Origin of the sequence: Hyphomicrobium sp. CS1GBMeth3 (assembly GCF_900117455.1) — a bacterium.
GTDB lineage: Bacteria > Pseudomonadota > Alphaproteobacteria > Rhizobiales > Hyphomicrobiaceae > Hyphomicrobium_C.
Map to the genome: position 1 here is coordinate 185,101 of NZ_FPHO01000003.1, position 25,572 is coordinate 210,672.

Genomic DNA, 25,572 nt, shown 5'->3' on the forward strand with positions numbered 1-25,572 from the left:
CTCCGAAGCAGGTTGATACGGATGAGGTATCCTGCTCGAAAATGCAATGGCCCGGAAGGCTGGTGCGGTAGGATCGGATTGCGAAGTTCACTCCTCCCCTGCCTCATCGGTTGCCGCTTTCTTCGGCAGAGACTTCTTCGCCTTAGAGGGAGTGCTCCTTTTCTTTGACGTCTTTGGTCCGTCTGGCTTAGAGAGCCGCAAGAAGGGTTCGCCTCGGATCGTGGGGAACACGAGTTCCCTCTGAATCTTCCTGAGGTCCTCGTAGATCTTCAGTTCTTTCTTCTCTTTAGCGGTGGGTTCCTCGCTTGTTGCAGGTGGCAAGAAACGCACCTCTACCGTCATACCGAGCTCTACACGCGCCCACAGATCCTTAAGCACTAGCCTTAGGCCGTTACTGACTTCATTGCGGCGCCCGTCTTCCAGCTTGACTGTCACAACATCTGCGACCCTCTTCTCCACGGCCTCATTGACAAGCTGTTCGATCTTTGCGTCGAGCATCGCACTCTCGTCTACGCCGACCGCTTTAAGTCGTGCTCTAAGCTCCCGGAGCTCGAGCGTCTGTTTGTACGTTGCAAGGAACCAGGTAATCGAACCCGCGATCGCGGCTACGATCGGCGCGTAGAGCTGCAGAATGACAAGCGGTTCAGTTGTGGAGAGTTCTGATAACTCAGCCTCTTCTCGCTGCCCTGTGACGGCCTCTGAGAAGAGTTCGACAACTCGCTCGATAAACTTGAGCTCGCCCGAAAACCCGATGAGGCGATTGTCAAATATTGCGCGAGGTATCTTGAAGCCTATCTCAGCTTCACCGGGCTGCAGAGGGCGAGGTCCCAAGCCCACGGCTTTGAGTGCGGTTGAAAGCGCAGTGATAGATTCGACGAACTTGCTTCGCCGAGCATGGATCTCGTCGACATCCGTTTTTACTGCGGCCTGTGTGATTGAGTTCGTGTGAATGAGTTGAGCTATGTCATCGATCATCGACACCGAAAAATAGTAGCTCGCGTCCAACTCCTCGAGGAAGTCAGCAATCGGAGGCGTAATTTGAGCTTCGATGGCCTCCAACGCTGTCCGCGTTTCACTTACTCGAGTGAGTAGGTCTGTTTGATGTTGCGCGTTTTGAGGATCGTTTATGATGTTCTGCAAGGAGCCAGATATCTGACTGAGCTTTTTACCAACGCGCTGTTCAGTTTCGGCAGCCGCAATCCGCGCGGAAAAATCTGCGAGCCTGCTGACGTTCATGAACTCCTCCCCCTATCTTTTGTCAGCGTACAGGCAAGCCGACCTTGCGCTAGGGCGGAAGAGGTAATTATCCACGCACAATTCACAACATATATTCACGTTTTGTTCTCAACGTGCTATCCCTCCCCGGCGCTCCAGGACTGCCGCAATGACCAAGCGTCACCCTTCAATCAGACCTACGCATCCCGGCGAGATCATCCGGGAAGATGTACTCCCAGCGCTGGGCATTTCGAAAGCCAAGTTTGCTGAGGCTCTGGGCATCAGCCGGCAGAGCCTTCATAGTTTCCTGTCTGAGAAAAGCCCGGTCACGGCAGAACTCGCGCTGCGACTGGAGCGCGTTGTTGGCAGCTCGGCTGAGACGTGGCTGGCAATGCAATCTGAGCTTGATCTGCACTACGCACGCAAGAAGGTCGATCCGCGCAGGTTGACGCGGCTGCACGCTCGGGAAGACTGACGTGCTCAGTGCATCGTTCCCCGACCGCGGATAAGGTGCGCCCAGAGCGCTAGTGTATCGACTTCTTCTCGCGTTGCTTTGCGAAGTCCCGCGGCGGTGAGTTCACGGTTCACCGCTCGCAGGAGGTCGCGATTATTGCGGATCGTGTACCAGGACCCTCGGATGCGGCACAGGCCGAGTTCGGCGATGATCACGGTCCAGATGAGGTCCTGGCGAAACTCCTCTTCAGACACCAGCCACCGAAGCTTCACAGCGCACCAAGCTCGGCACCGGCAATGTAAGGCTTTCCGACTTCTGCCGGTGATCCCCGCCAAACGCACCGAGCTCAAGGAGAAGAAACCAGGCCGCAATCGGCGGGTTAGCTTCTTCGTCGTTCCAATAGTCCGTCAAGGCGTCGATCAGCTTTTCTTTGGTGGTCATCCCTAAGTCTCCTTTGCTGTTGATGCGCAAGAGCTTGCCCGATTCTGCTTAACCGATCACTAAGCTAAGTGTTTGTTTTTATTGGTATAAACGTCAACATTAATGTCAACATTCTTGTCAAAATCCTGTCGCCCAAAACGAAAGAGCCGCTCTCTCGAGCAGCCCTTATCCGTATCGATCTTGGCCGCTTACGCCGCGCGAAGCTTCGTTCCTGATGACGTCGTTTCGAGCACCAGCAGCCCCGCCTCTTTGAGCCGATGAAGTTCGCGATGTAATGCAGATTTCGATAGGCCGGTCTCGCGAGCAAGTTTGCGTATCGAAATCGCCGCGCCGTTCGCATGCGCTGCAAGCCACTTGGCAATTCCCCGCCTGTCTGACGGCTCTGTCCCTGCACTGGGTGGGTCGGGATCCATCGGTGTCCCGCTGCCCTTCTCAGGCGTCTGGGACGCTGGGACAGCAGGTTCTACGGGCTTTGGCCTCATAGCCTGCACTAGCAACGCGCTCGTCGCTGAGCCCGTCTGAAGGGCAAGCACGGCGATTAGCGGCAACCACAAGCTGAGCTTCTCTGTCGGGACCGGGACACCCAGCGCTGCGAAGTACGCGCTCAACGCGGCAGCCCCAGGATCCGCTTGAGACACGGCCGGCGACGCCTTCCGATCGGCTTCCGCTGATTTGAGCTCTAACAGCAACTCGCCGCGGCGCTGGGCCCGTGCAGCCTCTGCGCGGAGTTCCGCAACGCGGGGACACACCTCCTTCGTGATGGGCCCGTTGATCTCGCGGCATCCGTCGACACCGGGACGCAGAAGCAGACCGTCAAGTTCAGCCTGGATCTCAGCAGCAGGCCGCGAAGGCGCGAGCGCCGTCAGCTCGTATTCAACACGGAGGTACCTGGCATTGGCGCTTGCCACCTCATCGGCGTTGCTTGAGCGCTGAGCCACCAGATCGCCGCGCATCGTGGCATTCAAGCTCAATTCTGCGGTCGCGCTGAATGCGACAGCCGCGAGCCCTGCCGTACTCAGCGCGAGAGCGGGGATCAGGCGCCACTCTCGGAGCGCGGAGATTGCAGCCGAGAACGCCAGAGGCTTGCCGAGCTCGATCCCTACCGCCATCAGCACCATCGTGATGCTGAGGAACAGTCCATACGTCGACCCCATTACCCACGCAAACGATGCCGCAAATCCCATGCTTGCGACCACGAGCACTGCCGATGTGAGCACAGCAAGGAAGTAGCCGATTAAGCCGCTACTTGAGCTCGGCGGGTGTAAGTGCTTGTTTGAGTTGTGTCTGAAATTTAACGCGTGACGCGCACGCGTAAACAGCGAGAATGTCGACATGGGTTCGTCTCCTGCTAGACCAGTGAGATGGATCAAGGGCTCCTGTGCGGCGGCAACCGCACTGGGGCCCGCTTCATTTTGAGGCCGATTCCTCTTCCCGAAGGTTACGCTGCGACACCCGCATTGAGCACGATGCCATCAGGCATGACGTCGTTCATCTGCTGGATAAGCTCGCGAACCTCTTCACGGCTGTAGCGAGACCCGACGAGAGAGATCGTCACGTTCTGTGTGCCCTGCTGCCCTACGCCCTGGTTCGGTGTGGGAGCGTCTAGGCTGCCGCCTGATCCACCAGAGCCGCTCATACCCCCACTTGCGGCGCTGCTGTTGAAGCTGGTGCTCTTGATCTTCGCGATCTGGGCCCCCGTTACCGCAAGAGACAGCGCAGCCCATGCGGCACCGAGCGGGGGACCTGCGATCTTGGCGCCAGCCGCATACGAGCTAACCGCGCTCTCTATGCCTTTGAGCACAGCACTTGCGAGGCTGAGTTTCTTCGCCTGCTCGAACTGCTTCTTGCTGCTCGTGTCCATTGAGCCGGCGATGGCATCAAGCGTGCTGGCAACGCGGCTTGTCGTGTCCAACATGGTCTGAGCGACGAGCAGCATGTATTCCTGCTCGATCCGCTTCCGCATCTCTGCAGACTCCTGCGTCGTCAGGATGCGCTGTTCCTCGAACTCTCGGAGCATCTGAAGCCTACGCTCATACGACTGAGCCTCCGCTTCCATCGTCGTCTGATAATCTTCGACAGCGCGTTTCGCCTCGATCGCGGCGGTCGCGCGGCCAAGGGCATCGGCTTCAAGTAGGATCTCGGCGCGGCGCATCGCTGTAAGCTCGATCCCCGCTTTCACAGCCTCATTCTCGAGTTCACGTTGCGTGCGATATCGAGCAGCGGCGGCCTCAGTCATCCCGTAGGTCTCAGCCTCGATCTTCATGGCTTCAACCTGTCGACGGACGGCTTCGGTGCGGCGGTCGTATGCCTTCATATCGGGCATCTCGGGAGACCGCGTTCCAGCTGCATCGAGACCGAGATCCCGTGCGACCGAGGTGCCCCGCTCCCATGCCCAGAGCTCCCGGCGCTTCTGTGCTTCACGTGCGACGAGTTCCGTGAACGAAAGTTCGGAAGCCTCGCGCACTTCGTTCATGCGCCAGTGTTCTCTGGTAGCCTCGGTGATCTGGCCACGAATGGACGCAATGGTCTGATCGATCACTGTCGTGGAGACACCGCTTCCCAGCGCTCTGTCGCGTGCTTCCTCAAACGCTTGCAGATCCTCGTTGAGCTTCGCGATACTGAGCGCGACCGCTTGCATGGCGTCATCGTTGATAGAAGACGCGCTCAGTTTGAGCCGCACCGCGTTGAAGGCGTCGCCGAGGAAATAAAGCTTGTCGGTTAGCCAGTCGACCTTCTCGCCAAACCAACCGAGTATGCCTTCCGATTTCCGCAACTCATCGCCGAACAGGGAAGCAGCCGCTGTTGCTCCTGCGATCACGGTCGCGATAGCCGTCAACGGATTGGACAGCAAGACCGCTCCAAGAGCTGTGACTGCTCCGACGAGACCGACGCCGATAGCCTTCGTTAGCGCAACAGCGCTCGCGAGAATACTCGCATGAAACATAACGCCGAACGCAGCAGCCGCGACGAGCGCCGCCTTTGCCGCTATATCGAGATTATCCGCGACGTACTTTAAGTTTTCGGCAAGTGTGGCAGACAACTGGTTTTGCTGATCGTAGACGCCGATCAGCTGAAGCACCGCGTTGCGCATTTGCTGAAAGGCGTCGCCAATGGTGGTCGGCATCTTCTCCGTCTCAGTACGCAACTGCTCCATTCGCCTGATCAACGCCGTCGCAATTACGTCTGCAGTGATCTTGCCTTGCTCGCCGAGCCCGCGAAGCTGATTGACACCGACGCCAAGCTCTTCTGCGAGCACTTCGGCTACACGGCCGCCGTTTTGAATGACCGTGTTGAGCTCCTGGCCTCGCAAGGCCCCGCTTGCCATCGCGCGAGTCATTGCTTCCTGGATCTGCCGGGCGCGGTCTGCCCGGGCACCGCTGACCACAAGAGCGAGGTTTAGGGCTTCCGTGTAATCGAGCGTCTCGTTCGCCGATCGGCCGAGTTCGCGCAAAGTCGTCGCGTTACGGACGAAACTTTCTGCCGTCAGCTCGAGAGAAGAGTACGTCCGGCGCGCTATATCGGCCAAGCGGTCCATCACAACGCCGCTCGCATCCATGTTTCGCACAGCCAAGCCGACACGAGCACTTAGGTCGCTGTAACTGTCCGCCAGCCCGCTGATCGCGGCAGCCGACAATGCGCCAGCGATGAGACCCACCGCTGCAGCTGCTCGCCGTGCGACAACATCGAGACTGCTATATGCGTCTCCGAGGTTGCGCGTCGATGTCGCTGCCGTGGTGTTCGCAGCTTCGGCGCGTTTCGCGGCATCTTGTGCGCGCGAGCCCATGCCGGTCGCGGCATCCTCGGCTCGCTTGGCTGCTGCGGCGAGCTTGTCGAGTTCAGTTGCACCTTTGGTAAGCGGTGCGCTGTCGACTTCGAAACCCAGTGAAGCTACGTCGGTCATCGGGCACCTACTGACTATCGGGCTTGAGGCCCAGCGCGACCAGTTCGGCGCGCATGCGGCTCAGCGATTGAGGACAAATTCTATTGACGGTGAGCACGTTTGCGGCGTGCTGCAATTCGGCGATCGTGATGCCGTTCTCGATAAGAACTTTCGCGATGCGCTGGGCACGCTGAGCAGTGACGTTTCTGCCGCAAAGCACTCGCTTCGCGCTCGATACGCCTTCGCGGTATCCCCGCAAGGTAGAGAGGGCGTCATCAACCGTCCGCTGCTCAAAGTTCTGTAACATCGTTTTTCTCAGGCTAACGGGGAGGCTAGATGATCAGGCCAGCCTCCCCTGGGTGCCCGGCGATAGGAGAGACGCCGGGATTAGGAATTAGCGACGCGGCGACGCTCCTCCGCGACTGCCGGATCCCGCATCGGGTTCGGCCTGAAGGAGTTTTTGGTGGGCGCGCCGCTACCGATTTGCTTCACTTGGTAGCCACTGCCGGTCTTCAGAAGGCAGCCGTTAGAGCGTTCGAAGATCATCCGTTCAGCGGCTTTCACCGCTTGGCCTGCTTCGGCGAGCGCCTTTTTAAGTTCGCGTTTCGCCTGGATCTCATCAGGCCAAAGCGCTTCCGCTGCCGAGCCGGCGAACGTGGTCATCTGCTCGTCCGTCAGGCCTGACAGGAACGCTGGCGCTCCTGTGATCGCTTCAAACACTCGGGGATCGCTGCGATGTTTGAAGGCAAACTGGTACGGCGCGTCGGTCTGTCCGGTCTTGCCTTTTTGAGAAGCTACGTGCGCGCGGATTTCCGCCGCCAAAGCATCGTCAGATGTGTAAGGACCCGGCTTGCGCTCTTTGGCGAACGTGCCTTTCGCTATGTTGTCGAAAAACCGCTCAACCGCAGCGGTGGCGCTCTGGAGTTCCGGCAAGTCGTTAACGATGAGGAGATCGATGTACAGCTTCGCGTCTTCACCGATCTTACGGATCCTCGCGCTGTCGGAGAGGTCTGGATCGGTCTCGCGCTCAGAGATGAACTTGTCTGCCGCGATGACCTGTTCTTTTGCCACGGCGACTACGCGATGGAGCGCACTCCATACCGGGTTGGTTTCTGCTGCCGGCCAGCGGACCGATCGCGGCGCTATCTTTGCGTTAATCTCGGTTTCTGTGAATCTCATGTCCTGTTCTCCACCGTTAGCGCCCACGCGGGGACGCTCATTTTTGCGTTTTCGTGTCTGAATTGGCCGCCACCCGGGATCGGTTGGCGGTAAGCTTCAAGACGGATCTGGAAGCGCTTCTCGCCTTGGTGCTGCTCGGGATCCTCGGCGACGATCTCACCCGGCATGCTGTTCACGGTGACGCGCTGGCCAATTTCGAACTCAGGGCGTTCAATGAACTCAAGCGCCTGCGGATAGGCTGTGTAAGACGCGCTGGCGGTCTTGGAGATCAGCTTGAGATGCGCGTAGCTCGGCACGCCAGCGGGGCTGCCTTGGAACCCAGCGACAACCCAGCGCGCGCCCTCGAAATACGCTCCGGGTAAGGTCACGACGTCGCCGATGCGGATGTCGCTCATGACCAGCTCTCCCGCAAAACGTTTCCGAGCTCATCGACGCGAACCCAACGGATCCGCGTCTTTGGTTCATCTTCGTCGCGAATCTTGACCCGACCTCCGCTTCCATCGATGCCGATGGAGCCGACCCGTGTCCCCCCGCGAGGCTTGAGTTCTGCTGCGAGGGCACCGACTAGAGCATTCGCGTAGTCGTCGGAACCGCTCTGACCGTGGTCGACGCGATCTTTGCCACTCGGAGCAACACGGCGCTCGAGCAACCTGAGCTCTCGGATTAGGCGCTGATGGTTCGGGATCGAGATTGCGCCCCGCATGAACCACGGCAACGCTTCGAGATATAATTGACTCTTCGGTTTGTCGGATCGCGTGTAGGAGATCCCCGCAGACTGGAACGCTTTGACCGTCCACTCGCCAGCGTAGTTGTCACCTATGATCTTGTTGCAGCGATATTCGCGCGCGAGTTTTGCATACCGGCTGGCGACCTCATTGGGGTCAAAGGGAGGCTGCGCCCCCTGAATGACGTCGGCAATGAATCTGTCACCCTCGCGATGGCCGATGCAGAGAGTGAAATGATCATGTCGCCCCGCGCTGGCATCCGTGAAGGCCGCGTATGTGAACTCTCCACGGGGCGGTAATTCGAGTGGCCGCGTGTAATCAACAGCAGCATCGATAGATCTGTCGTCGAGCAATGCGGAGATATCGGACCGAAACTCGGCATCCCATTCTGCCCGCGCTGCCTCAGGATCACTCTCACGGGCCCGGCTGATGACCGACTCCGCGATCGTGGGGTTGAACATTTGCGTGCCGCCCTGAATGACCAGGACATCAGGGTCGTTCTGGTCGAAGTGATCGCGGTGTTTCTGATGCAGCAGACCGACACGCCGGTACGGAGACGAAATACCGATGAGCATCCCACCCGTCGTGCCCAGCGCCGGCAGAACCGCGCGATAGGTCTCAACGTCGGGTAGCGCAGAGCTCTCATCGCGCCAGAACGCACTTTCGTCGAAAATGGCAGCGAGCAGCGTTCGCCCGCGCACCGTGCGGAAGCTGTTCGCATGGGTGGCGATCACGATGTCACCCGGCAGGTGAAGCTCATCAGCCGTCGTCTTACCGAGCATCGGTGCCAGGATCCGGCTCGATCGAAAGAAGCCTTCGGCGTAGTTGCGGACAGCTCTTGCCTGGGAAATTGAGGGAGACAGGGTCAATACGTAGCCAGGCTCACCCGGGGCTAGCTTGCTCGCGTGATCCTCGAACGCAGCGACAAACGTCGCAACCGCGGCTGCTACTCGCGTCTTGCCTGATCGCCGGCCAGCAACGATCCAGAGCTCTGCTACTCGCCGTTCGGGCGGATCGCGGCCGCCGGCCAGTACCGAGAATACCTCAAGCTCCTGATCGTTGAGCGGCAGCCCGTATGCGGCTTTGAGGATGATCCGCCACGTCGACCATGAGCTGATGTCACCCAGCGCCGCACCGAGCAGAAGCGGATCTGAGAGGGCATCGTCGATCGTGGCCTGGATGGTCACGCAGCCGCCTGGTCCGCCGCTACAGCGGCTTTGGAGGCCAGATAGCTCTTGAGGTCCGGAGTGACGTCTTTGGGCTGTCTCCGGAGCCCCAGAAGCTGAAGCGTGCGGTTCAGTGCGTTGACCGTCGTCGTGTAAGACGAGACGTCCAGGGGCTCACCTTTGAGCCAGGCAGCCGATGTCGCCTCGAGCCACGTATCCATTACGGCCGCCTTCTCGATGAGCGCGATCTGCGCGCACGAGAGACGATCTTCCCCGCCTAAGTCGGAGATAAGTCTGGACCGGCGCTCAAACACGAGCTGAGCGGCGCGTGTCCTGCGATCGAGCTGCGCTAGGGACGGCAGGAAGACTTTGATGCCCTTCCGCGACCGGCGCTCTTTGGCGGGCTTTCTCGGTGACAACACTCAACTCCTTAACGATACTGACGCGCGATTTTCGGGGTACTTTCCCAGTCAAATGTAGCTTTAATGTAGCTCTAGGTTTCAGTTGCAAATGCTATTATGGGAGTAATATGCCAATATTGCAAGTATTTTTGCAATACACCCTCATATTATTGATCAGGGGCTCTCTCATTCGCGGACCGTCGACTTTAAGGCGCAGAAAATTTCGAGTTGTAGAGGTTTGCAAGCTTCCCCGCACGAAGGGCAATTTCGGCGGAGAAGGTGATCAGGAAGAATATCAGCCCCTTTATACGACTTTTTTGATATATTTGATATGTTTGATATTCTTCTTTTGAGAAGAAAGCCGGAAGGCTATCAAGGCTATCAAATCTATCAAGGTAGTCGGACCGCGCTCTTGATATCCTTCCCGCTGGATCACTTGAAAATGTCGCCGAACTCTTCGGCGGGGTCAGGCCTAGCAATCGGCGGCAGCCTCATGAACCAATCTTTGCCCTGCTTGACGGCGGTGACTTTCAGCCGAGCCTTTGCGCGGCTCAAAGTGGCCGGCGCTATTCCCAGATGCGTCGCGTGACTCATCACGACCTTTGACGGACATTCCCCGCCCGCGAGTTCTCGACGAAGGAATGCCTCAGCCTCTAAAACAGCACCGCCTGCGCCGTCACTGACGGCGGCGAGGACGTCATCCGCTGACCGAGTCACCCGCGCCGGCTGAAACCTCAGCCGGGAAGTTTTGATCCCGCCTGGCAAGACCACATCCTCAACGTGAAAAGCGAGCCCTCCAGCGTCTCGGCCAATGTTGGATCCGATCGGCAGGAGCAACCGAAGTTGCTGATGCGGCTCGCGCTCATCCTCCGGGTCAAGCGCGACAAGCCAGTTGGAGCGGCACACAGCAACGAAAGCGCCGCTACCCCCGACACGGTTGATGGCGGATTTCTCCTTAGAATTTTTGTTCAGGTGATTGACCAGAACGACTGCCACGCCCTCCTCTGCCGCAAGATTTTGGAGCGGCAAGAGAGCGCTTCGGACTTCTCCTGTTTTGTGGGTGTCGTCACCGCTCATGTAGGCCGGGATAGGGTCAATGACGACAAGGCGCACATCTCCAATGTCCTGGATCATTCTACGTAGAGCGGGGGCGTGACGTTCAACGTGGAACTGTTCTCTCTTTCCGCTCTCAACTAATGCCCAATCGAAAGAGTGAATGCGCTGAACGTCGGCACCAGCGGCGTCGAACCTTGGTCGGATCGTGTCGGCGGCGTCGTCTTCACCTGTAATAAGTATCACCGAACCTGATGGCGCAGTTCCCCCGTCCGGCCATTGGCCCCCGGTAGTTACTCTCGCTGCTATATCCGCGGTGCACTGGCTCTTCCCTACCTTCGGAATACCTGCGAGCTGCGTGAGCTTGCCGAGGGCAATCCGGTCCTCCCAAAGCCACCGAATAGCTTGCGGCTCAATGTCCGCGAAGCAGCGACTCTCGTAGGGCAGTCGCTGCAGGTCCTTAAGAACCTTAGGCAGCTCCCTGAATATGTCGCCAAATTCGACTTCCGGATTGCTCGAGCCCGCCGAGTGCCGACCATACTGGTGAGCGTTGTGAGCGACCGTTTCGATTTCGCTGGCTTCTAGTGGTTCGTCGTTCTTGTCGTTCCAGTGCTCCATCATGACGGATGCGATCATGGCGGGCGACAGGCCGATATCCTTAAGCTGGCAGGCGATTCTGTACGCCGTGACGTTGCGGTCTGCTTCTACGCCAGGCTCCAGCTGCAAAAACGCGATTGCGTTCTCGATTGCGGCATCAGTGTCTAGGGCTGCAACAGCCGTTGCGGCGTTCGTGTCGCGGGTAGGCGTCTTCGCAAGCTCAAAGCGGATGTGCTCCGGTAGCTCCGCAACCTTCCGATCAGCGATGACGACGTATTTCTTGCCGGCGAACACCGAGCCAGGGCCGACGACGTAGCCGCCTTTGCTCCGGATCTCGATCGAGGGCCGGATGTTGCGCTGACCGACGCTCTCGCTTGCAAAATAGATATGCAGACCACCGAGCGGAGTTGCGACTTTGAATGTCTCGGGGATATCGCCGAGCTCGCAAAGCTCCTCAATGCCTGGTTTGTTGTTCTTGGTGTCGACGTCCAAGATGCAGAGGCCTTGACCGGAGACGCCGTAGTTCATCGACGGCACTTCAGCGAACCAGCGTTTGATGACCTCCGGTTCCTTGCTGGCAAGGTGTATGCCGCCGCACAGCGACGGATGCTTGCGTGACCACGCCTTCTCGTTGTCGTTCAGTTTCTTGAAGTCGGGAGACTTCTCGTTAACGAACGGAATTTTTGTGTCGGGGATGATCGGGAAAACCCGGAACCCCCGCTTGGCCATCTTCAGAGCGGCTGTCTTGGTTGACGTGGTCATGCGGCCACCCCCCACCCAGCGCGATTCCGACAGATCACCTCGAGCGCGCGCACGACGCGACGCACGAAACGCGGCGAAGGTCCGGCGCCGTATAGAAGGAAAAAGGTGCGCTCAATCTCATCATCTAGTTCGTAGCCAACGAGCGGCAGGCCGTCAGTCGTCAAGCCGCGCCAGTAGTCACAGTACCAAAGCTCGCTGAACTCGGTGCTAGTGCGGAGGAAGCGCAGCGCAAACGAGTGCGCGTCAACTTTAGTAAAAACGGTTTTTCGTGACATGGGGATCCTCGTTTCTGCTTGAGCAAAAACGAGCGGCAATGCCTCGAAAGTCTTGACGAGTTCTGAGTTATACGATAAATAAAAGCTGTCGCATCGAAATCACTGTCACACGTCAAAACCCCGCGAGAAGCAGCCGCTCGCGGGGTTTTCTTATGCGATCATCTTGTTTCGGGCGCTCACCATTCTTTCGTGCATCGCGATTAGCTCGCTGCCGAGAATGCGGGCCGATCGGCCGTTTTTGATCGGCTTCGGCACGAGGCCCTTTCGAGCTTTCTTATAGTAATTTGAAGGGTCCATTCGCAGCCAATCGGCTGCTTCGCGAACCCGTACCAGGTCGGTCGCGTGCCAGGGCACGCAGTCGCTCGTGTGCATTTGTCAGTCTCCGGTCGATGTGGGGGTGCCCTCCGCTGGGCGGTAAGGTTAACCTGGCAGTAAGGGGCCGTTCTGTCAATAGACAGAAAGCGACGGAATGGTGGATAGACCAATCGGTTAGCCGTAAAAACTGATAGTTCACTTTAAGGATCCACGCCTCCGAAGCCTCATCAGACCGGGCTTTTTGAGCCGCGCTGCCGCGCTGAACGGGATGACCTCCGCCGGCTTTTTGGTGACGATCGATTCCACCTCCCGCGCCCAGCGCCGAAGGACTTCTCGCCGCTCGTCTGCAAAATCGTAAAGCGCGTAAACCGCCACGATGCCCTTTGGGCGGTGAGCAATGATCAGCTCGGCGATCTCCTGAGTTGTATATCTCGATATTTTGCTTCGGCAGGTTCGGCGCAAATCGTGACAGCGAAAATGCTCAAGCTCCGCTTTCGGGTTGCCCGTTTCCTCGCGATGGAGCGCGTTCATTTCATCGCGAAGGCGCTTCATCGCTTTCGAGAAGCCCGATACTGGTTCTCTTCCTCCCGTACCCGAGAAAACGAATTGCCCCTCGTTATGGCGCGGCGCTCGCGACAGGACTTCTACCACCTGAGGCGCAAGCGGCACAAAATGGGGATCCTTCATCTTCATTTTGCGCGCCGGCACAATCCATTCGGCCCGCGCGAAATCAACTTCATCGCGTTCGATACTCGCGACCTCGCCGCGCCGTTGGCCTGTCAGAAGGCACACGCGAAGCATGTCGCCGAATGGATAACCCAACCTCTCGGTCGCCTTCCAGAACAAGCGGATTTCATAGTCCTTGAGCCAACGCTTGCGGGGCTCAGCCGTGCCGAGGATCCCCTTCGGGCGGCGCCCAGCGCAGGGTGACGCCTTAAGGCCGTACGCTTCCTCCTCGACGGCCCAATTCAGGAACGCGCGAGTAAGACGAAAGAGGGTTCGCCCTGCCGCGGCTTTCGGCTGGTCGGTGCCTCGGCGAAGCTCAGCCTTCTTTGAGAGCACCGCGCGTTTGACGTCGTTCCAGGTGATATCGACGATAGGTCGCTCGTTAAGGGGTAAGCCGTCCGCATCGAGCGTGTCGATGAAGCCGCGCCGTAACGTGCCCTCGACCTCATCAGGCCGCGACATAGGCTTCTCGCGGGTTCGGATGTGCACGAAGTAGTCAGCGGCCACGGCGGCTAATGTGTTAGTGCGCGCTTCAGCCCTTAGTCGTTGTTGGCGCTTCTCGGAGACCCGCGGATCCTCGCCCGCACGAATGGCCTGATACCACAGCCGTGCCTTCGTGCGAGCTGCCTCAAGTCCGACAGGATCGCCTTCGGTGGCCCCGCTCCCGACCGGCGCGAGGGCAACTCTAGAGGGACTCTTTTTGCCAGGGAGACGACCATAGTAGACCCACGTCATGAGCCCAGTCGGGCTGACGTGCACGCCTAGCCCGCGCGCATCGCTGTCCCATAGATCAAACGGTTTCTCTCGAGGGCGCAATGAGCGCACTTTTGCATCGGTTAGTTTGATTTTTGCCACGAGGCTTCTCCGGGGTCCGGGCTACATCAAAGCTACAAACGGGGGCGCTCAATGGCCATAAACTTCGCCACAAGCCGCGCTCGACAGCCACAAAAACTGTGCCAGAATAAGCGTTTTTCAGCAATTAATTAGTGAGTTAGCTGTGCACGCTCAGACGGAGCGGCACCGAGAAGAAGCATACGGCCATAAACATTGAGCCTAATAGCCCCTGATTAGGAATCTGATGCTCTATCCAGCTGAGCTACGGGGCCTGCCTGCCTTGACCTAACAAGATCCGCTCGCGATCGCAATTTCATAAAATCTCAGGCGGTTTCGGCCCCCGCCGCGACCAGCACATCCCGCACTTTCTGCCCAAGCTCGCGCGGCAAGCGGCCGAGCTCGCGGTGGCGCGCGACCAACGTCAGCTTGCGCGAAATCTGCGGTCCCGGGAGCGCCGCCGTGACCACCCGCGCGCCGGAAACCGCCGCCTCCGCGATGCAGAGCGGCGTCGTGATCGCGAAGCCGCGCCCCGCGGCCACCATCGACGTCACGCCATAAGGCGTGTCGAATTCGAACGCGCGCGCTGCCGCGACCCCGAGACGCCGCAGGTGCGCGTCGATCTCGACCCCGGTCCGCGACCGAGAGCTGAATCGGATCAACGGCAGACGCTCAGCGAGCTTGCGCAGCGCCGGAACAGAGCGCGGCGCCTCCTCGCCTGCCGGCAGCGCCAGCACGTAAGGCTCTTTCGCGAGCGGCCAGCGCTCGAGACCCGCCCACGTCTCGAGATCGTCGACACCCAGAAAAAGATCGAGCCGCCGCGTCAGGAGATCGCTGGCGTGAGAGGCGGTGAGCCCCGAAAGGATCGAGACCTCGTCCGCCTTCGTCGCAAGAAACGCCGCAAGCGGATCGGTCAGCACGCGAGAGAGGGAATCGACGAGGCCAACGCGGATCAGCGGCAGCCTGCCGTGCTCGGTCTCCCGCAGGAGCGGCCCGATTTGCCGGGCCTCGGCAATCAGCGCCGCCGCCCGTTGCCGGAGAAGCCCGCCGGCCACCGTCACCGCGAGCGGCCGCACCGTGCGATCGAACAGCGCGAACCCGAGCTTGCGCTCGAGGTCCCCGATGGCGAGCGAGACCGCCGGCTGCGTCAGCCCGAGTTGCCGGGCGGCCGTCGACATGGCCCCCGCTTCGCACACGGCGAGGAAGATCTCGAGCGATCTGAGGTCGAACGGCAGGGTTGGGGAGAGTTCACGCATGGGCGCTAGTATAAGTAAGACTTATATCGCCCACAATCGCATGACCTCTTAAGCATAATCGACTGTTGCGAAGAGCGAGCCAGCGATGTCGAGCACCCGATATTCGATTTTCTCCGTCCTGCGCGAGGCCCTGCGCGGGCACACTGGCTGGGGCCCCGCTTGGCGCAACCCCGAGCCGAAACCGGACTACGACGTCATCATCGTGGGCGGTGGCGGCCACGGCCTTGCAACGGCTTACTATCTCGCGAAGACCTACGGTCCGCTCCGCATCGCCGTGCTGGAGAAGGGCTGGATCGGCGGTGGCAACGTCGGCCGCAACACCACGATCGTGCGCTCGAACTACCTGCTCCCCGGCAACATCCCGTTCTACGAGTTGTCGATGAAGCTCTGGGAAGGGCTTGAGCAGGACCTCAACTACAACGCAATGGTCAGCCAGCGCGGCGTCCTGAACCTTTATCATTCGGACGGGCAGCGCGACGCCTTCGCCCGCCGCGGCAACGCCATGCGCTTGCACGGCGTCGATGCCGAGCTGCTGGATCAGGCCGCCGTGCGCCGCATGGTGCCGTTCCTCGATTTCGACAACGGTCGCTTCCCGATCCACGGTGGCCTCTTGCAGCGGCGCGGCGGCACGGTGCGCCATGACGCCGTGGCCTGGGGCTACGCGCGCGCCGCCGATCAGCTCGGCGTCGACATCGTCCAGAACTGCGAGGTCAAGGGCTTCAGGCGCGAGGGCGGACGCATTACGGGCGTCGAGACCTCGCGCGGCACCATCGGCGCCAAGAAGATCGGCGTCGCCGTCGCCGGCAGCTCCTCACGCGTGGCCGCCATGGCGGGGCTGCGCCTTCCGATCGAAAGCCACGTGCTGCAGGCCTTCGTCACCGAAGCCATCAAGCCGTTCATCGACGGCGTCGTGACCTTCGGCGCCGGGCACTTCTACATCAGCCAGTCCGACAAGGGCGGTCTCGTCTTCGGCGGCGATCTCGACGGCTACAACAGCTACGCCCAGCGCGGCAACATGCCGGTCATCGAGGACGTCTGCGAAGGCGGCATGGCGCTGATGCCGCGCATCGGTCGCGTGCGCCTGTTGCGCCACTGGGGTGGCATCATGGACATGTCGATGGACGGCAGCCCGATCATCGACAAGACGCCGCTCGACGGCCTCTACCTCAACGCCGGCTGGTGCTACGGCGGCTTCAAGGCAACGCCCGCCTCCGGCGCCTGCTTCGCGCATCTGATCGCGCGCGACGAGCCGCACCCCGTTGCTAGCGCCTATCGCCTCGACCGCTTCGCAACCGGCCACGCCATCGACGAGAAGGGCATGGGCCCGCATCCGAACCTGCACTAGAGCCTGATTGTCGGAAATGCGAGCCCTTCTGCTCGCACGATGACGTGAATCAGACTCGCGAGAAGAGAGAAGAACAGGAAGCACCAGCGATGAGAATCGCCTGCCCCCACTGCGGCGAACGCAGCCTCGACGAGTTCCTTTACTCGGGCGACGCCACACTCAAACGCCCCGACTTCACGAGCCCGACGGCCGCCGAGGAGTTCGTTGCCTACACCTACGAGCGGACGAACCCCGCAGGGCCTCATCGAGAACTTTGGTATCACGCAGCCGGCTGCCACGCCTGGTTGGTGGTAACGCGCAACGTCGCGACACACGCCATCTCCTCCGTCGAGCTGGCACGCGACGTTGCGCACACCAGCAAGTCTGAAGTGAAGGACGACGCATAATGGCAGCCCTCGAGCAAACGAAGTCGAGCCGCCAGCCGAACCGCCTCGCGACCGGCGGTCTGGTCGACCGCAGCTTGACGCTGCACTTCACCTTCGACGGCAAGACCTACGTCGGCCATCCCGGCGATACGCTGGCCTCCGCGCTACTGGCCAACGGCGTCGTCCTCACCGGCCGCTCGTTCAAATATCACCGCCCGCGCGGCATCCTCTCCGCAGGCTCCGAGGAACCCAACGCACTCGTCGAGCTGCGCACGGGCCCGCGCCGCGAGCCGAATACGAAAGCGACCGTCGCCGAGCTTTACGATGGCCTCACGGCCATGAGCCAGAATCGCTGGCCGTCGCTCAGCTTCGATCTGATGGCGGTCAACTCGCTGCTCTCGCCGGTCTTCGTCGCGGGCTTCTACTACAAGACCTTCATGTGGCCGGCGGCCCTCTGGGAGAAGCTTTACGAGCCTCTGATCCGCCGCGCCGCGGGCCTCGGACGCGCGTCGGACGATGCCGACCCCGACACTTATGAGAAGGTGACCGCATTTGCCGACGTGCTGGTCATCGGCGGGGGTCCGGCTGGCCTCGCGGCTGCGCAGGCAGCAGCGCGCACCAACGCCCGCGTGATCCTGGTCGATGAGAACGCCGCGCTCGGCGGACGCGCCGTGGACGATGCGGCCGAGATCGGGGGCAACCCGGCCCACGAGTGGGTCAAGACCGTGGAGGCCGAGCTCTCCCGCAACCGCGAGGTTCGCATCCTGCGCCGCACGACGGTGTTCGGAACCTATGATGGCGGCACCTACGGCGCGCTCGAGCGCGTGAACGATCATGTGGCCAAGCCCGTGCACGGCGCACCACGCCAGCGTTTGTGGCGGCTCGTTGCCAAGAAGGTCGTTCTGGCCTCTGGCGCCACCGAGCGACCGGTCGTCTTCGGCGGCAACGATCGCCCCGGCGTCATGCTTGCAGGCGCCGTGCGCACCTACATCAACCGGTTCGGCATTGCGCCGGGCAAACGCGCGGTTGTGTTCACCAACAACGACTACGGTGCCACGACGGCGGCCGACCTCGCACGCGCAGGTGTCGACGTCATAGCCCTGGTCGACAGCCGCCCCGAAGCCAGCGCCTCCATGAGCCACATTGCGACCGTGACTGGAACGCGCCTGATTTCGGGCGGCGTCGTCACCGGCGCTCACGGTCGCAACCGCGTCAGCGGCGTCACTGTCCGCACGGCGGCAGGGGAAACTTTGACGCTCGATTGCGATCTCATTGCCGTGTCCGGCGGCTGGAATCCCAACATCCAGCTCACGACCCACCTCGGCGGCAAGCCGGTGTGGAGCGACCGCCTGCAAGCTTTCCTGCCCGGTGCATTGCCGACGGGAATGTCGCTCGCCGGCGCGGTCGGCGGCGACGTCACACTCGATAAAGCCCTCGCAACAGGCAACGCAGCTGGTTCCTCCGCCGCCACCGAGAGCGGCCACACGGCGGTCGCCGTGCCCATCCCAGCGGCGGCCACCGAGAGCGATGCCATCGCGCCGCTGTGGCGTGTCCCTGATCCTGACGGCAAGGCGTTCGTCGACCAGCAGAACGACGTTACCGACAAGGATGTCGAGCTCGCCGAGCGCGAGGGTTTTCGCGCCGTCGAACACCTGAAGCGCTACACCACGCTCGGCATGGCGACCGATCAGGGCCGCACGGCCAACGTCAACGCGCTGGCCATCATGGCCGAGATCACGGGCCGCTCGATCCCCGAGACCGGCATTACTATCGCACGGCCGCCCTATGCGCCGGTCGCCTTGGGCGCGCTCGCCGGCCATCATCGCGGCAAGAGCTTCAAGCCGACGCGGCTGCCGCCATCCTACCGCTGGGCGAAGGAGCAGGGCGGAAAGTTCGTGGAGACCGGCCTCTGGCTGCGGCCGAGCTACTTCCCGCGTCCCGGCGAGAAGGACTGGCTCGAGTCCGTCTCTCGCGAGGTGACGACCGTGCGCAACGCCGTCGGCATCTGCGATGTCTCGACGCTCGGCAAGGTCGACATCCAAGGCCCGGACGCGGCGATCTTCCTCGACCGCATCTACATGAACGGCCTTAAGACGCTTGCCATCGGCAAGGCGCGCTACGGCGGCATGCTGCGCGAGGACGGCGTCCTGATGGACGACGGCACCGTCGCCCGCTTCGGAGAGACGCACTACTTCATCACCACGACTACCGCCAACGCCGTGAAGGTCGTGCAGCACATGGAGTACTGTGCCCAGTGGCTATGGCCGGAGCTCGACGTGCAGATCGTCTCTGCCACCGAGCAGTGGGCACAGTACGCTGTGGCGGGTCCCAAGTCGCGCGCGCTGCTGCAGAAGATCGTCGACCCCGCTTTCGACATCTCCGACGCCGGCTTCCCTTATCTCGGTGTCGGCGAGATCACGGTCTGCGGCGGCATCAAGGCACGTCTTTACCGGCTCTCGTTTTCGGGCGAGCGCGCCTACGAGATCGGCGTCCCGGCCCGCTATGGCGACGCGCTGATCCGCCGCCTGATGGCGGCCGGCGAGGAGTTCGGCGTCTGCGCCTACGGCACCGAGGCGCTCGGCGTCATGCGCATCGAGAAGGGCCACATCTCGGGCCCCGAGCTCAACGGCAACACGACGCCCCAGGACGTCGGCCTCGGCGGCATGGTGGCCAAGAAGAAGGACTTCATCGGCCACGTGCTCGGCAAGCGGCCCGGCCTCGCCGATCCCGACCGGCCGGCGCTGATCGGCTTCCGCCCGGTGGATCGCTCGGCGCGCCTGCGCTCGGGGGCTCACTTTATCGCCCGCGACGCGACGCCCACTGCCGAGAACGATGAAGGCTACATGACCTCGGTCGCCTACTCGCCGTCGAATGGGCACTGGATCGGGCTCGGCTTGTTGAAACGTGGCCCGGAGCGTATCGGCGAGATCGTGCGTGCCGTGGACCCCGTGCGCGGCGGCGACACGCTGGTCGAGGTCGTCTCGCCGGTATTCGTGGACCCCGAAGGAGGGCGCGTTCGTGGCTGATCAATTGACACCGGCATCCGCATTCCACGACTGGCATCCGCTGGCGACGCCCGGCCTCACCGTCACGCCGCGTGAGACGCTGACGCTCGCGAGCTTTGCTGCCATCCAGGGCAAGGAGAACGCACTGCGTGAGGCCATCTACACGGGCTACGGCGTCGAGCTGCCACGCGGCACCTCTCGCGTCACAGGCGTCGGTACCGCCTTTGTCTGGGCGGGCCCGGACCACTGGCTGGCCCTGGCCGAGCGTGAAGGCGGACGCGATCTCGAGAGCGAGCTGAAGGAGCAACTTTCCGGTATCGCCTCGGTCGTCGACCAGTCCGATGGCCGTGTCGTGGTACGAATCGCCGGTCCCCACGCCCGCAGCGTCCTGGCCAAGGGTGTTCCGCTCGACTTGCATCCGCGCGCCTTCAGGCCGGGCGACGTCGCCATCACGCACGCAAGCCACATCGGCGTCATCCTGTGGCAGGTCGATGACCAACCCACATATGAGGTTGCGCTGTTTCGTAGCTATGCCGACAGCTTCGCCCACTGGCTCTTCGAGTCCGCTGCCGAGTATGCTGCGCCCGCAACGTGAACCGCAGTCAAAAAAGGAGAAACGGCATGAGCGGACGCATCGGCATTCGAGTTGGAGAGGCACTCGTCGCAGGCGGCCCACCTGGCACCGCTGCTGAACCCGAGGTTGCCATCGGCGAGATGGACGGCCCGCTCGGCACCGCTTTCGCGAACCTGCTCGGTAATCAGGTTGCGGGCCACAGCCGCGTGCTCGCCCTGCTCAACACCGACGTCATGGTTCGTCCGGCCACGATCTGCGTGAGCAAGGTGACGGTGACCAGCGAGCGTTACACCAACATCCTGATGGGCACCGTGCAGTACGCGACGGCCATGGGCGTGCTCGACGCCGTGCGCGCCGGCGACATTCCGAAGGAGAAGGCCAACGACCTCGGCATCATCGTCTCGGTGTGGCTCAATCCCTCTGTGGCTACGATCGACAACTTGGACCACAAGATCCTGTTCGACATCCACCGCGAGGCGACCACGCGCGCCATCCACAAGGCGATGACGAACGAGCCGTCCATCGACTGGCTGCTCGAGAACCAGGAAAAGATCGTGCACAAATATTTCGAGAAGGGCCTCAAGGGCGAGATCTAGGCCGCCGGCTTTTGAAGCCTGCACGGAATCGCAGCCGGCCGAAACTCGGCCGGCTGCAGCGCTTTTGAGGGCCGAATAAAAGCCGGAGTGCCTATCCGGTTACGCTTCCCTGCGCAAAGGCTTGACTGGCGAGCGTACATCACCATGCTCGCCGTATGCTGACTCTATCCCTTCTCCGCCACGCAAAGTCGAGCTGGGCCAACCCGGAGCTCGACGATCACGAGCGTCCACTGGCCAAGCGTGGCGTCCGCGCCATCCCGGCCGTCGCGAAATTCATCCGACAGGAGAAGCTGCGCCCGGACCTCGTGCTCTGCTCGGACGCTATGCGCACCCGCGCCACCCTTGCCCTGCTCCTCGCCGAGCTTGGACCTCCAACGCCGCGGGTGATCTATGATCCGGACCTTTACCTTGCAGCGCCCGGTGCCATCCGCAGTGCGCTCGCAAAGCTGAATGACACCGCGACCCATGTACTGGTGGTGGGACACAACCCGGGCCTGCACGCGCTCGCGCTCGAACTTGTGGGCGAAGCCGACCGCAAGCTGCTCGCCGCCATGGCGCAGGAGTTTCCGACGGCCGCCTACGCGGTCTTCTCGTTCGACGTCGCAAGCTGGAAGGATGTGAAAAGCGCGAGCGGTCATCTGGAGCATTTCACCACGCCGCGCCGCCTCGGCACTTGATCAGGGACGGAAGCTCACCCCTTCACCCGGCCACGATCGCGTCCTGCGAGAGACGCATCCGGCAGACGATGCCCTCCCCCTCGAAGCTGATGCTCGGCGTGTCGGCGCGGGTTGCAGCGAACGAAGATACGAGCGCAAGCCCGAAACCATACTGCGGCGGGGCTTGCGGCGGCATCCCGCCATGCTCGCGCCAAACAACCTCGAGATAGCGATCCGCGCCATATTCGAAGAACGTCCATCCGAGGGTCACGGCCCCCTCGTCCGTGCGGAGCGCCCCGTATTGAGCCGCATTCGCAGCAAGCTCATGCAGCGCCAGCATGAACGTCTGCGCCACGGAGGCCGTAAGCCGCGCAGAAGGGCCGCTGACCGCAACGCGATCGGCAATGTCGGCAAGCTCCGCCTCCACGGCCTCCGCAATCTCGACCCCAACACCGTCGGCCGACGAAGCAAGCTGATGTGAGCGCGCGAGCGACCGAAAACGACCCATCAGTGCCGCCCGCGCCTCGGGAATGCTACGCCCATCGCTGACCGTGCGCATCGCCACGGATTGCAGGATTGCGAGCAGATTTTTGCTTCGGTGAGCCTGCTCCCCGACCTTGCGGCGAAGCGCACCCGAGATTTGCTTCTCCTCGAGAACGGCGGCACCGAGGTCGTGCACCTGCGTTTCAAGTGCGGCGATGCGCGCTTCGTCGCCGGTCCGCTCGACCCTAAGCCGCCGGAGCTCCAAGACGCACGAAACGCGCTGCGCCAGAAGCTCGCTTAAGAACTCCGTCGGCACGTAATCGATGGTGGCTCCCGCGTCGCCGACATCCGGCTGCCCTTCCGCGATAACGATCACCGGTGTGTCGGACGACCGCAAGGCCGAAGACGCCAGATCCCAAAGATCTGAGCGCGCGCCATCGGCGCCATCCATGTTCACCAGCATGGCCCCGAATTCCCCGTCGCGAAGAAGCTGCCGCGCGTCCTTCCCGGAACGTGTTGTCACCACCTGCCTCGCCAAGCCCGCAAGCAGCTTGCCGTACGCCTCATGACGATCGGCAACGGCGTCGACAACGAGAAGATCTAGTGGCGCTGCGGCACCCGACATTGGAGGCTCGGCACGTTAAGAGCAGCGGTCGGCTCTATGATTGAATTTTACACAGGAAATATGGTTCCGGGCGGCCGCTTTCAAACCCAGCGGCAAAGGCCCGTAGAAAACCGCCCTAGCCCGCCTAGGCGCCCGAAGCCACGAGATCGTCGACCAGCCGCCGGACCACCTCGAAGTCGAACGGCTTGGACAGTGTAATGTGCTGCCGAAAGGCATCGGGCATGGCTTGCGCGCCGTGTCCCGTTGCAAATGCGAACGGTACACCGCGCTTTCCCAACGCCTCCGCCACCGCGAAACAATCATGATCGCCGAGCGTCACATCGAGGATCGCCGCGTCGATGCGCGTCGAGGCAACGAGCTTGAGCGCCTGATCTTCCGTATGGGCAGGCCCAACGGTCTCGTGGCCGTACTCGGTCAGAAGGTCGCTCAGCATCATCGCGATGAGTGCTTCATCGTCGACAACCAGCACACGCGCCATCTCGTAACACCCTTGTGCCAGACCCGATCCGCCGGCGGGCACGAAACTCCTTCAGCATACACCAAAGGAGACCGACCATTCCGAGCGTGGATCACGCCGAAGTTGTAGGCGGAGTATAGCCTGGATCAGGCACAAATGCGCGCGACTTCGGCCCGCACATATGTCCGCAACCGCCCTATCTCAACACATCGGCGTTGAGGGTTAATCAGGGCCTAGCATCCGAGCTTGTCGCCAGCCTAGGCCCGCGTTGCTGGCTGGCAAGCCCGGACGACGCGTCCGGAACATGCGCGTCGGTGCCGAAGAACAGTGCCTGGCTGACGAGGGCGCGCACCGTGTTCGGCTCGAACGGCTTCGTGATGAGGAACGTCGGTTCCGGCCGTTCGCCGGTAAGCAAGCGCTCGGGGAACGCAGTAATGAAGATGACCGGCAGATTGAAACCGAGCAGAATTTCATTGACGGCGTCGAGCCCCGAGCTGCCATCCGCCAGATGGATATCGGCAAGGACAAGTCCGGGTCGCTTTTTCCTGACCTCGGCGATCGCCTCGCGATGTGTGCGTGCGACGCCGGACACCCGATGCCCGAGCCCTTTGACAAGGGCTTCGAGATCCATCGAGATCAAGGGCTCGTCCTCGATAATGAGAACGTCGGTGGCAGTCTGCTCGGCGATCTGCTCGCCTGCCTCCTCGATGAGGCGGCTGACTTCATCAGTCGAGCACTCAAGTATCTCGGCGATCTGCTGGGTGGTGAAGCCTTCGACGGAGGCAAGCAGGAAAGCCTGCCGCGGCCGCGGCGTGATCGCTTCCAGGCTGCGGTCGGCCTGGCTCTTGGGCTCCATGGCGTCTCGGTTCAGACGGATCGAGTTCCAGACTTTGAGGAAGCACTTGTACAATCCGACACGCTTCATCTGAGTGTCAGGGAAGCTCTGCGGATCGGCAACCAGGGTCTCGAGCACGGCCACCACGTAGGCGTCGCCGCCCTCCTGGCTTCCCGTCAACGCGCGTGCGAAGCGCCTCAGGTAAGGAAGTTGAGGCGCGATCGTCTCTGCAAGCGACATGATTCTCTCCCTACTGAGCAAACCCGCGAGGGGGTCGCGACCCTCGTGCAAAACGCATAACCGATAACGAAGGTTCCGCGAGTAAAACTCAAATTAACCCAAAGGCTAAGCTTCCGTTCAGCCACGCGCTGATTGCTTTGCCAGTGCGTTGCTCATCGCTGAGGCGGCCGCCGATCCGCTCTTGAGCTCATCGTCACCAAGGAGCTCTGTCAGCCTGTTGCGCGCGCGGTTGACCCGGCTCTTGATCGTACCGACTGCGCAGCCGCAGATTTCCGCGGCCTCCTCGTAAGAGAAGCCTTCGGCACCGACCAGGATCAGCGCCTCGCGCTGATCCGACGGCAGCAACCCGAGCGCCGCGCGGAAATCGGCAAGATCAAGGTGCCCATACTGCTCAGGCTGGACGGCCAGCGAATGCTGATACTGATCATCCGGATCGTCCACCTCGCGCTTCAGCTTGCGGTGCTGCGAGAAATAGACGTTACGCAGGATCGTAAACAGCCACGCGCGGAAATTCGTCCCCGGCGTAAAGGAATCGCGGCTATTCCATGCCTTGACCAGCGTCTCCTGCACGAGATCGTCGGCGCGCGCCGGATCGTTGGCGAACGACCGCGCAAACGCACGAAGATGCGGGATCGCACCGACAAGGTCTTGTTCGAAGTCAGGTGCTGTCATTGTCAGCCTTCGCGTCCCCCGCGCCTTTTGCGCCGTCGGTCTCGGAATTCTTGAGCTGATCGAGGAGCTGCCTGAACTTGTCTGGCACCTGCTCCCGAACAACCTGCTCATAGGTCTCGCGGAGCTTTCGCCCAAGCGCGCCCTGGATCGCTTCGTCGATCGTTGCCGTTGGCTCGATACCCATGGTGTCCTCTGGCACAACACTCTGAGCCGGCTGAACGGATTTTTGAGTGCTCATGTTGTTTGGATCCCTCGAAAACTCGTCCCCGCGCGGTTGGCCGGGGGCGCCGGCCCTATCGCAATCATCATTATTTTAGCAACACCCCCTCGATCATGGACCCAGCAAGGCCCAAAATGGTGTGCGCCGCCGGTCGGACGCGTCATTTTCTTGGCCTGCCACCCAACGCCGCGCATCGCCTTCCAAACTTACGGACAGCCGAAAA

25 protein-coding genes are annotated in these 25,572 nt (G+C 61.4%); 7 read left to right on the forward strand and 18 right to left on the reverse strand.

Annotated features, from left to right (window positions below):
* Window positions 1-87: 87 nt before the first annotated feature.
* On the reverse strand, window positions 88-1,236 hold the full coding sequence (locus CS1GBM3_RS08195) for a hypothetical protein (protein WP_072394303.1): 1,149 nt from the start codon (window positions 1,234-1,236) through the stop codon (window positions 88-90).
* Window positions 1,237-1,384: 148 nt separating this feature from the next.
* On the opposite strand from CS1GBM3_RS08195, the gene CS1GBM3_RS08200 reads away from it, so the two are divergent.
* Window positions 1,385-1,690 carry a HigA family addiction module antitoxin gene (locus CS1GBM3_RS08200; RefSeq protein WP_072394307.1) on the forward strand — a complete coding sequence of 102 codons (306 nt, stop codon included), beginning with the start codon at window positions 1,385-1,387 and terminating at the stop codon, window positions 1,688-1,690.
* A gap of 225 nt (window positions 1,691-1,915) precedes the next feature.
* Here CS1GBM3_RS08200 and CS1GBM3_RS08210 read toward each other — a convergent pair whose 3' ends face one another.
* The 12 genes from CS1GBM3_RS08210 to CS1GBM3_RS08270 form a co-directional block, all read right to left on the reverse strand.
* Complete coding sequence (locus CS1GBM3_RS08210; RefSeq protein ID WP_072394313.1) at window positions 1,916-2,110, reverse strand: hypothetical protein; 195 nt, start codon at window positions 2,108-2,110, stop codon at window positions 1,916-1,918.
* 188 nt (window positions 2,111-2,298) lie between these two features.
* The gene (locus CS1GBM3_RS08215) at window positions 2,299-3,327 is read right to left on the reverse strand and encodes a MarR family transcriptional regulator (RefSeq protein ID WP_171946466.1); all 1,029 of its coding nucleotides are present in this window, start codon (window positions 3,325-3,327) and stop codon (window positions 2,299-2,301) included.
* 221 nt (window positions 3,328-3,548) lie between these two features.
* Window positions 3,549-6,011 (reverse strand): tape measure protein, encoded by a 2,463-nt coding sequence (locus tag CS1GBM3_RS08220; protein ID WP_072394318.1) that lies wholly within the window; start codon window positions 6,009-6,011, stop codon window positions 3,549-3,551.
* 7 nt (window positions 6,012-6,018) lie between these two features.
* On the reverse strand, window positions 6,019-6,297 hold the full coding sequence (locus CS1GBM3_RS08225) for a hypothetical protein (RefSeq protein WP_072394321.1): 279 nt from the start codon (window positions 6,295-6,297) through the stop codon (window positions 6,019-6,021).
* Window positions 6,298-6,377: 80 nt separating this feature from the next.
* Window positions 6,378-7,169, reverse strand: a complete 792-nt coding sequence (locus tag CS1GBM3_RS08230; protein ID WP_072394324.1) for a hypothetical protein — start codon at window positions 7,167-7,169, stop codon at window positions 6,378-6,380.
* Window positions 7,166-7,564: a hypothetical protein gene (locus tag CS1GBM3_RS08235; RefSeq protein WP_072394327.1), complete on the reverse strand. Its 399-nt coding sequence runs from the start codon at window positions 7,562-7,564 to the stop codon at window positions 7,166-7,168. The genes CS1GBM3_RS08230 and CS1GBM3_RS08235 overlap by 4 nt, the downstream gene beginning before the upstream one ends.
* Complete coding sequence (locus CS1GBM3_RS08240; protein WP_072394330.1) at window positions 7,561-9,081, reverse strand: hypothetical protein; 1,521 nt, start codon at window positions 9,079-9,081, stop codon at window positions 7,561-7,563. The genes CS1GBM3_RS08235 and CS1GBM3_RS08240 overlap by 4 nt, the downstream gene beginning before the upstream one ends.
* Window positions 9,078-9,479: a hypothetical protein gene (locus tag CS1GBM3_RS08245; RefSeq protein ID WP_139247852.1), complete on the reverse strand. Its 402-nt coding sequence runs from the start codon at window positions 9,477-9,479 to the stop codon at window positions 9,078-9,080. The genes CS1GBM3_RS08240 and CS1GBM3_RS08245 overlap by 4 nt, the downstream gene beginning before the upstream one ends.
* Before the next feature lie 414 nt (window positions 9,480-9,893).
* Complete coding sequence (locus CS1GBM3_RS08250) at window positions 9,894-11,873, reverse strand: AAA family ATPase (RefSeq protein WP_139247853.1); 1,980 nt, start codon at window positions 11,871-11,873, stop codon at window positions 9,894-9,896.
* Window positions 11,870-12,148, reverse strand: a complete 279-nt coding sequence (locus CS1GBM3_RS08255; RefSeq protein WP_072394336.1) for a hypothetical protein — start codon at window positions 12,146-12,148, stop codon at window positions 11,870-11,872. Before CS1GBM3_RS08255 ends, CS1GBM3_RS08250 begins: the two co-directional genes overlap by 4 nt.
* A gap of 510 nt (window positions 12,149-12,658) precedes the next feature.
* On the reverse strand, window positions 12,659-13,309 hold the full coding sequence (locus tag CS1GBM3_RS20080; protein WP_244534593.1) for a site-specific integrase: 651 nt from the start codon (window positions 13,307-13,309) through the stop codon (window positions 12,659-12,661).
* A 1,037-nt stretch (window positions 13,310-14,346) separates the two neighbouring features.
* Window positions 14,347-15,276, reverse strand: coding sequence for a LysR family transcriptional regulator (locus CS1GBM3_RS08270; protein ID WP_072394345.1), 930 nt, complete (start codon window positions 15,274-15,276; stop codon window positions 14,347-14,349).
* 85 nt (window positions 15,277-15,361) lie between these two features.
* Between CS1GBM3_RS08270 and CS1GBM3_RS08275 the strand changes: the two genes are divergently transcribed.
* The 6 genes from CS1GBM3_RS08275 (at window position 15,362) to CS1GBM3_RS08300 (ending at window position 21,838) form a co-directional block, all read left to right on the forward strand.
* Window positions 15,362-16,621, forward strand: coding sequence for a sarcosine oxidase subunit beta family protein (locus CS1GBM3_RS08275; RefSeq protein ID WP_072394348.1), 1,260 nt, complete (start codon window positions 15,362-15,364; stop codon window positions 16,619-16,621).
* An 89-nt stretch (window positions 16,622-16,710) separates the two neighbouring features.
* On the forward strand, window positions 16,711-17,007 hold the full coding sequence (locus CS1GBM3_RS08280) for a sarcosine oxidase subunit delta (protein ID WP_072394352.1): 297 nt from the start codon (window positions 16,711-16,713) through the stop codon (window positions 17,005-17,007).
* Entirely contained in the window at window positions 17,007-20,012 is a 3,006-nt protein-coding gene (locus tag CS1GBM3_RS08285; RefSeq protein WP_072394355.1) for a sarcosine oxidase subunit alpha family protein, read from the forward strand. The genes CS1GBM3_RS08280 and CS1GBM3_RS08285 overlap by 1 nt, the downstream gene beginning before the upstream one ends.
* Complete coding sequence (locus CS1GBM3_RS08290; RefSeq protein ID WP_072394358.1) at window positions 20,005-20,586, forward strand: sarcosine oxidase subunit gamma; 582 nt, start codon at window positions 20,005-20,007, stop codon at window positions 20,584-20,586. The genes CS1GBM3_RS08285 and CS1GBM3_RS08290 overlap by 8 nt, the downstream gene beginning before the upstream one ends.
* A 26-nt stretch (window positions 20,587-20,612) precedes the next feature.
* Window positions 20,613-21,161: a formaldehyde-activating enzyme gene (gene fae, locus CS1GBM3_RS08295; RefSeq protein WP_072394360.1), complete on the forward strand. Its 549-nt coding sequence runs from the start codon at window positions 20,613-20,615 to the stop codon at window positions 21,159-21,161.
* Window positions 21,162-21,316: 155 nt separating this feature from the next.
* Window positions 21,317-21,838, forward strand: a complete 522-nt coding sequence (locus CS1GBM3_RS08300; RefSeq protein WP_083567346.1) for a SixA phosphatase family protein — start codon at window positions 21,317-21,319, stop codon at window positions 21,836-21,838.
* Window positions 21,839-21,860: 22 nt separating this feature from the next.
* On the opposite strand, the gene CS1GBM3_RS08305 is transcribed toward CS1GBM3_RS08300, so the two are convergent.
* The 5 genes from CS1GBM3_RS08305 to CS1GBM3_RS08325 all read right to left on the reverse strand — a co-directional run bounded on the left by CS1GBM3_RS08305 (window position 21,861) and on the right by CS1GBM3_RS08325 (window position 25,367).
* Window positions 21,861-22,925: a sensor histidine kinase gene (locus tag CS1GBM3_RS08305; RefSeq protein ID WP_072394367.1), complete on the reverse strand. Its 1,065-nt coding sequence runs from the start codon at window positions 22,923-22,925 to the stop codon at window positions 21,861-21,863.
* A gap of 124 nt (window positions 22,926-23,049) precedes the next feature.
* Window positions 23,050-23,403, reverse strand: a complete 354-nt coding sequence (locus CS1GBM3_RS08310) for a response regulator (protein ID WP_072394370.1) — start codon at window positions 23,401-23,403, stop codon at window positions 23,050-23,052.
* A 205-nt stretch (window positions 23,404-23,608) separates the two neighbouring features.
* Window positions 23,609-24,457, reverse strand: a complete 849-nt coding sequence (locus CS1GBM3_RS08315; protein WP_072394373.1) for a response regulator — start codon at window positions 24,455-24,457, stop codon at window positions 23,609-23,611.
* 117 nt (window positions 24,458-24,574) lie between these two features.
* Window positions 24,575-25,129, reverse strand: a complete 555-nt coding sequence (locus CS1GBM3_RS08320; RefSeq protein WP_072394376.1) for a sigma-70 family RNA polymerase sigma factor — start codon at window positions 25,127-25,129, stop codon at window positions 24,575-24,577.
* Window positions 25,116-25,367 (reverse strand): NepR family anti-sigma factor, encoded by a 252-nt coding sequence (locus CS1GBM3_RS08325; RefSeq protein WP_210186208.1) that lies wholly within the window; start codon window positions 25,365-25,367, stop codon window positions 25,116-25,118. Before CS1GBM3_RS08325 ends, CS1GBM3_RS08320 begins: the two co-directional genes overlap by 14 nt.
* Window positions 25,368-25,572: the final 205 nt, after the last annotated feature.

Excerpts from the sequence above, each read along its gene's own strand:
- CS1GBM3_RS08235 (WP_072394327.1), bottom strand. The coding sequence starts at position 7,564 with ATGAGCGACATCCGCATCGGCGACGTCGTGACCTTACCCGGAGCGTAT.
- CS1GBM3_RS08230 (WP_072394324.1), bottom strand. The coding sequence starts at position 7,169 with ATGAGATTCACAGAAACCGAGATTAACGCAAAGATAGCGCCGCGATCG.
- CS1GBM3_RS08315 (WP_072394373.1), bottom strand. The coding sequence starts at position 24,457 with ATGTCGCTTGCAGAGACGATCGCGCCTCAACTTCCTTACCTGAGGCGC.
- CS1GBM3_RS08305 (WP_072394367.1), bottom strand. The coding sequence starts at position 22,925 with ATGTCGGGTGCCGCAGCGCCACTAGATCTTCTCGTTGTCGACGCCGTT.
- CS1GBM3_RS08275 (WP_072394348.1), top strand. The coding sequence starts at position 15,362 with ATGTCGAGCACCCGATATTCGATTTTCTCCGTCCTGCGCGAGGCCCTG.
- CS1GBM3_RS08310 (WP_072394370.1), bottom strand. The coding sequence starts at position 23,403 with ATGGCGCGTGTGCTGGTTGTCGACGATGAAGCACTCATCGCGATGATG.
- CS1GBM3_RS08255 (WP_072394336.1), bottom strand. The coding sequence starts at position 12,148 with ATGTCACGAAAAACCGTTTTTACTAAAGTTGACGCGCACTCGTTTGCG.
- CS1GBM3_RS08270 (WP_072394345.1), bottom strand. The coding sequence starts at position 15,276 with ATGCGTGAACTCTCCCCAACCCTGCCGTTCGACCTCAGATCGCTCGAG.
- CS1GBM3_RS08200 (WP_072394307.1), top strand. The coding sequence starts at position 1,385 with ATGACCAAGCGTCACCCTTCAATCAGACCTACGCATCCCGGCGAGATC.
- CS1GBM3_RS08280 (WP_072394352.1), top strand. The coding sequence starts at position 16,711 with ATGAGAATCGCCTGCCCCCACTGCGGCGAACGCAGCCTCGACGAGTTC.
- CS1GBM3_RS08225 (WP_072394321.1), bottom strand. The coding sequence starts at position 6,297 with ATGTTACAGAACTTTGAGCAGCGGACGGTTGATGACGCCCTCTCTACC.
- fae (WP_072394360.1), top strand. The coding sequence starts at position 20,613 with ATGAGCGGACGCATCGGCATTCGAGTTGGAGAGGCACTCGTCGCAGGC.
- CS1GBM3_RS08210 (WP_072394313.1), bottom strand. The coding sequence starts at position 2,110 with ATGACCACCAAAGAAAAGCTGATCGACGCCTTGACGGACTATTGGAAC.
- CS1GBM3_RS08285 (WP_072394355.1), top strand. The coding sequence starts at position 17,007 with ATGGCAGCCCTCGAGCAAACGAAGTCGAGCCGCCAGCCGAACCGCCTC.
- CS1GBM3_RS08320 (WP_072394376.1), bottom strand. The coding sequence starts at position 25,129 with ATGACAGCACCTGACTTCGAACAAGACCTTGTCGGTGCGATCCCGCAT.
- CS1GBM3_RS08300 (WP_083567346.1), top strand. The coding sequence starts at position 21,317 with ATGCTGACTCTATCCCTTCTCCGCCACGCAAAGTCGAGCTGGGCCAAC.
- CS1GBM3_RS08195 (WP_072394303.1), bottom strand. The coding sequence starts at position 1,236 with ATGAACGTCAGCAGGCTCGCAGATTTTTCCGCGCGGATTGCGGCTGCC.
- CS1GBM3_RS08325 (WP_210186208.1), bottom strand. The coding sequence starts at position 25,367 with ATGAGCACTCAAAAATCCGTTCAGCCGGCTCAGAGTGTTGTGCCAGAG.
- CS1GBM3_RS08220 (WP_072394318.1), bottom strand. The coding sequence starts at position 6,011 with ATGACCGACGTAGCTTCACTGGGTTTCGAAGTCGACAGCGCACCGCTT.
- CS1GBM3_RS08250 (WP_139247853.1), bottom strand. The coding sequence starts at position 11,873 with ATGACCACGTCAACCAAGACAGCCGCTCTGAAGATGGCCAAGCGGGGG.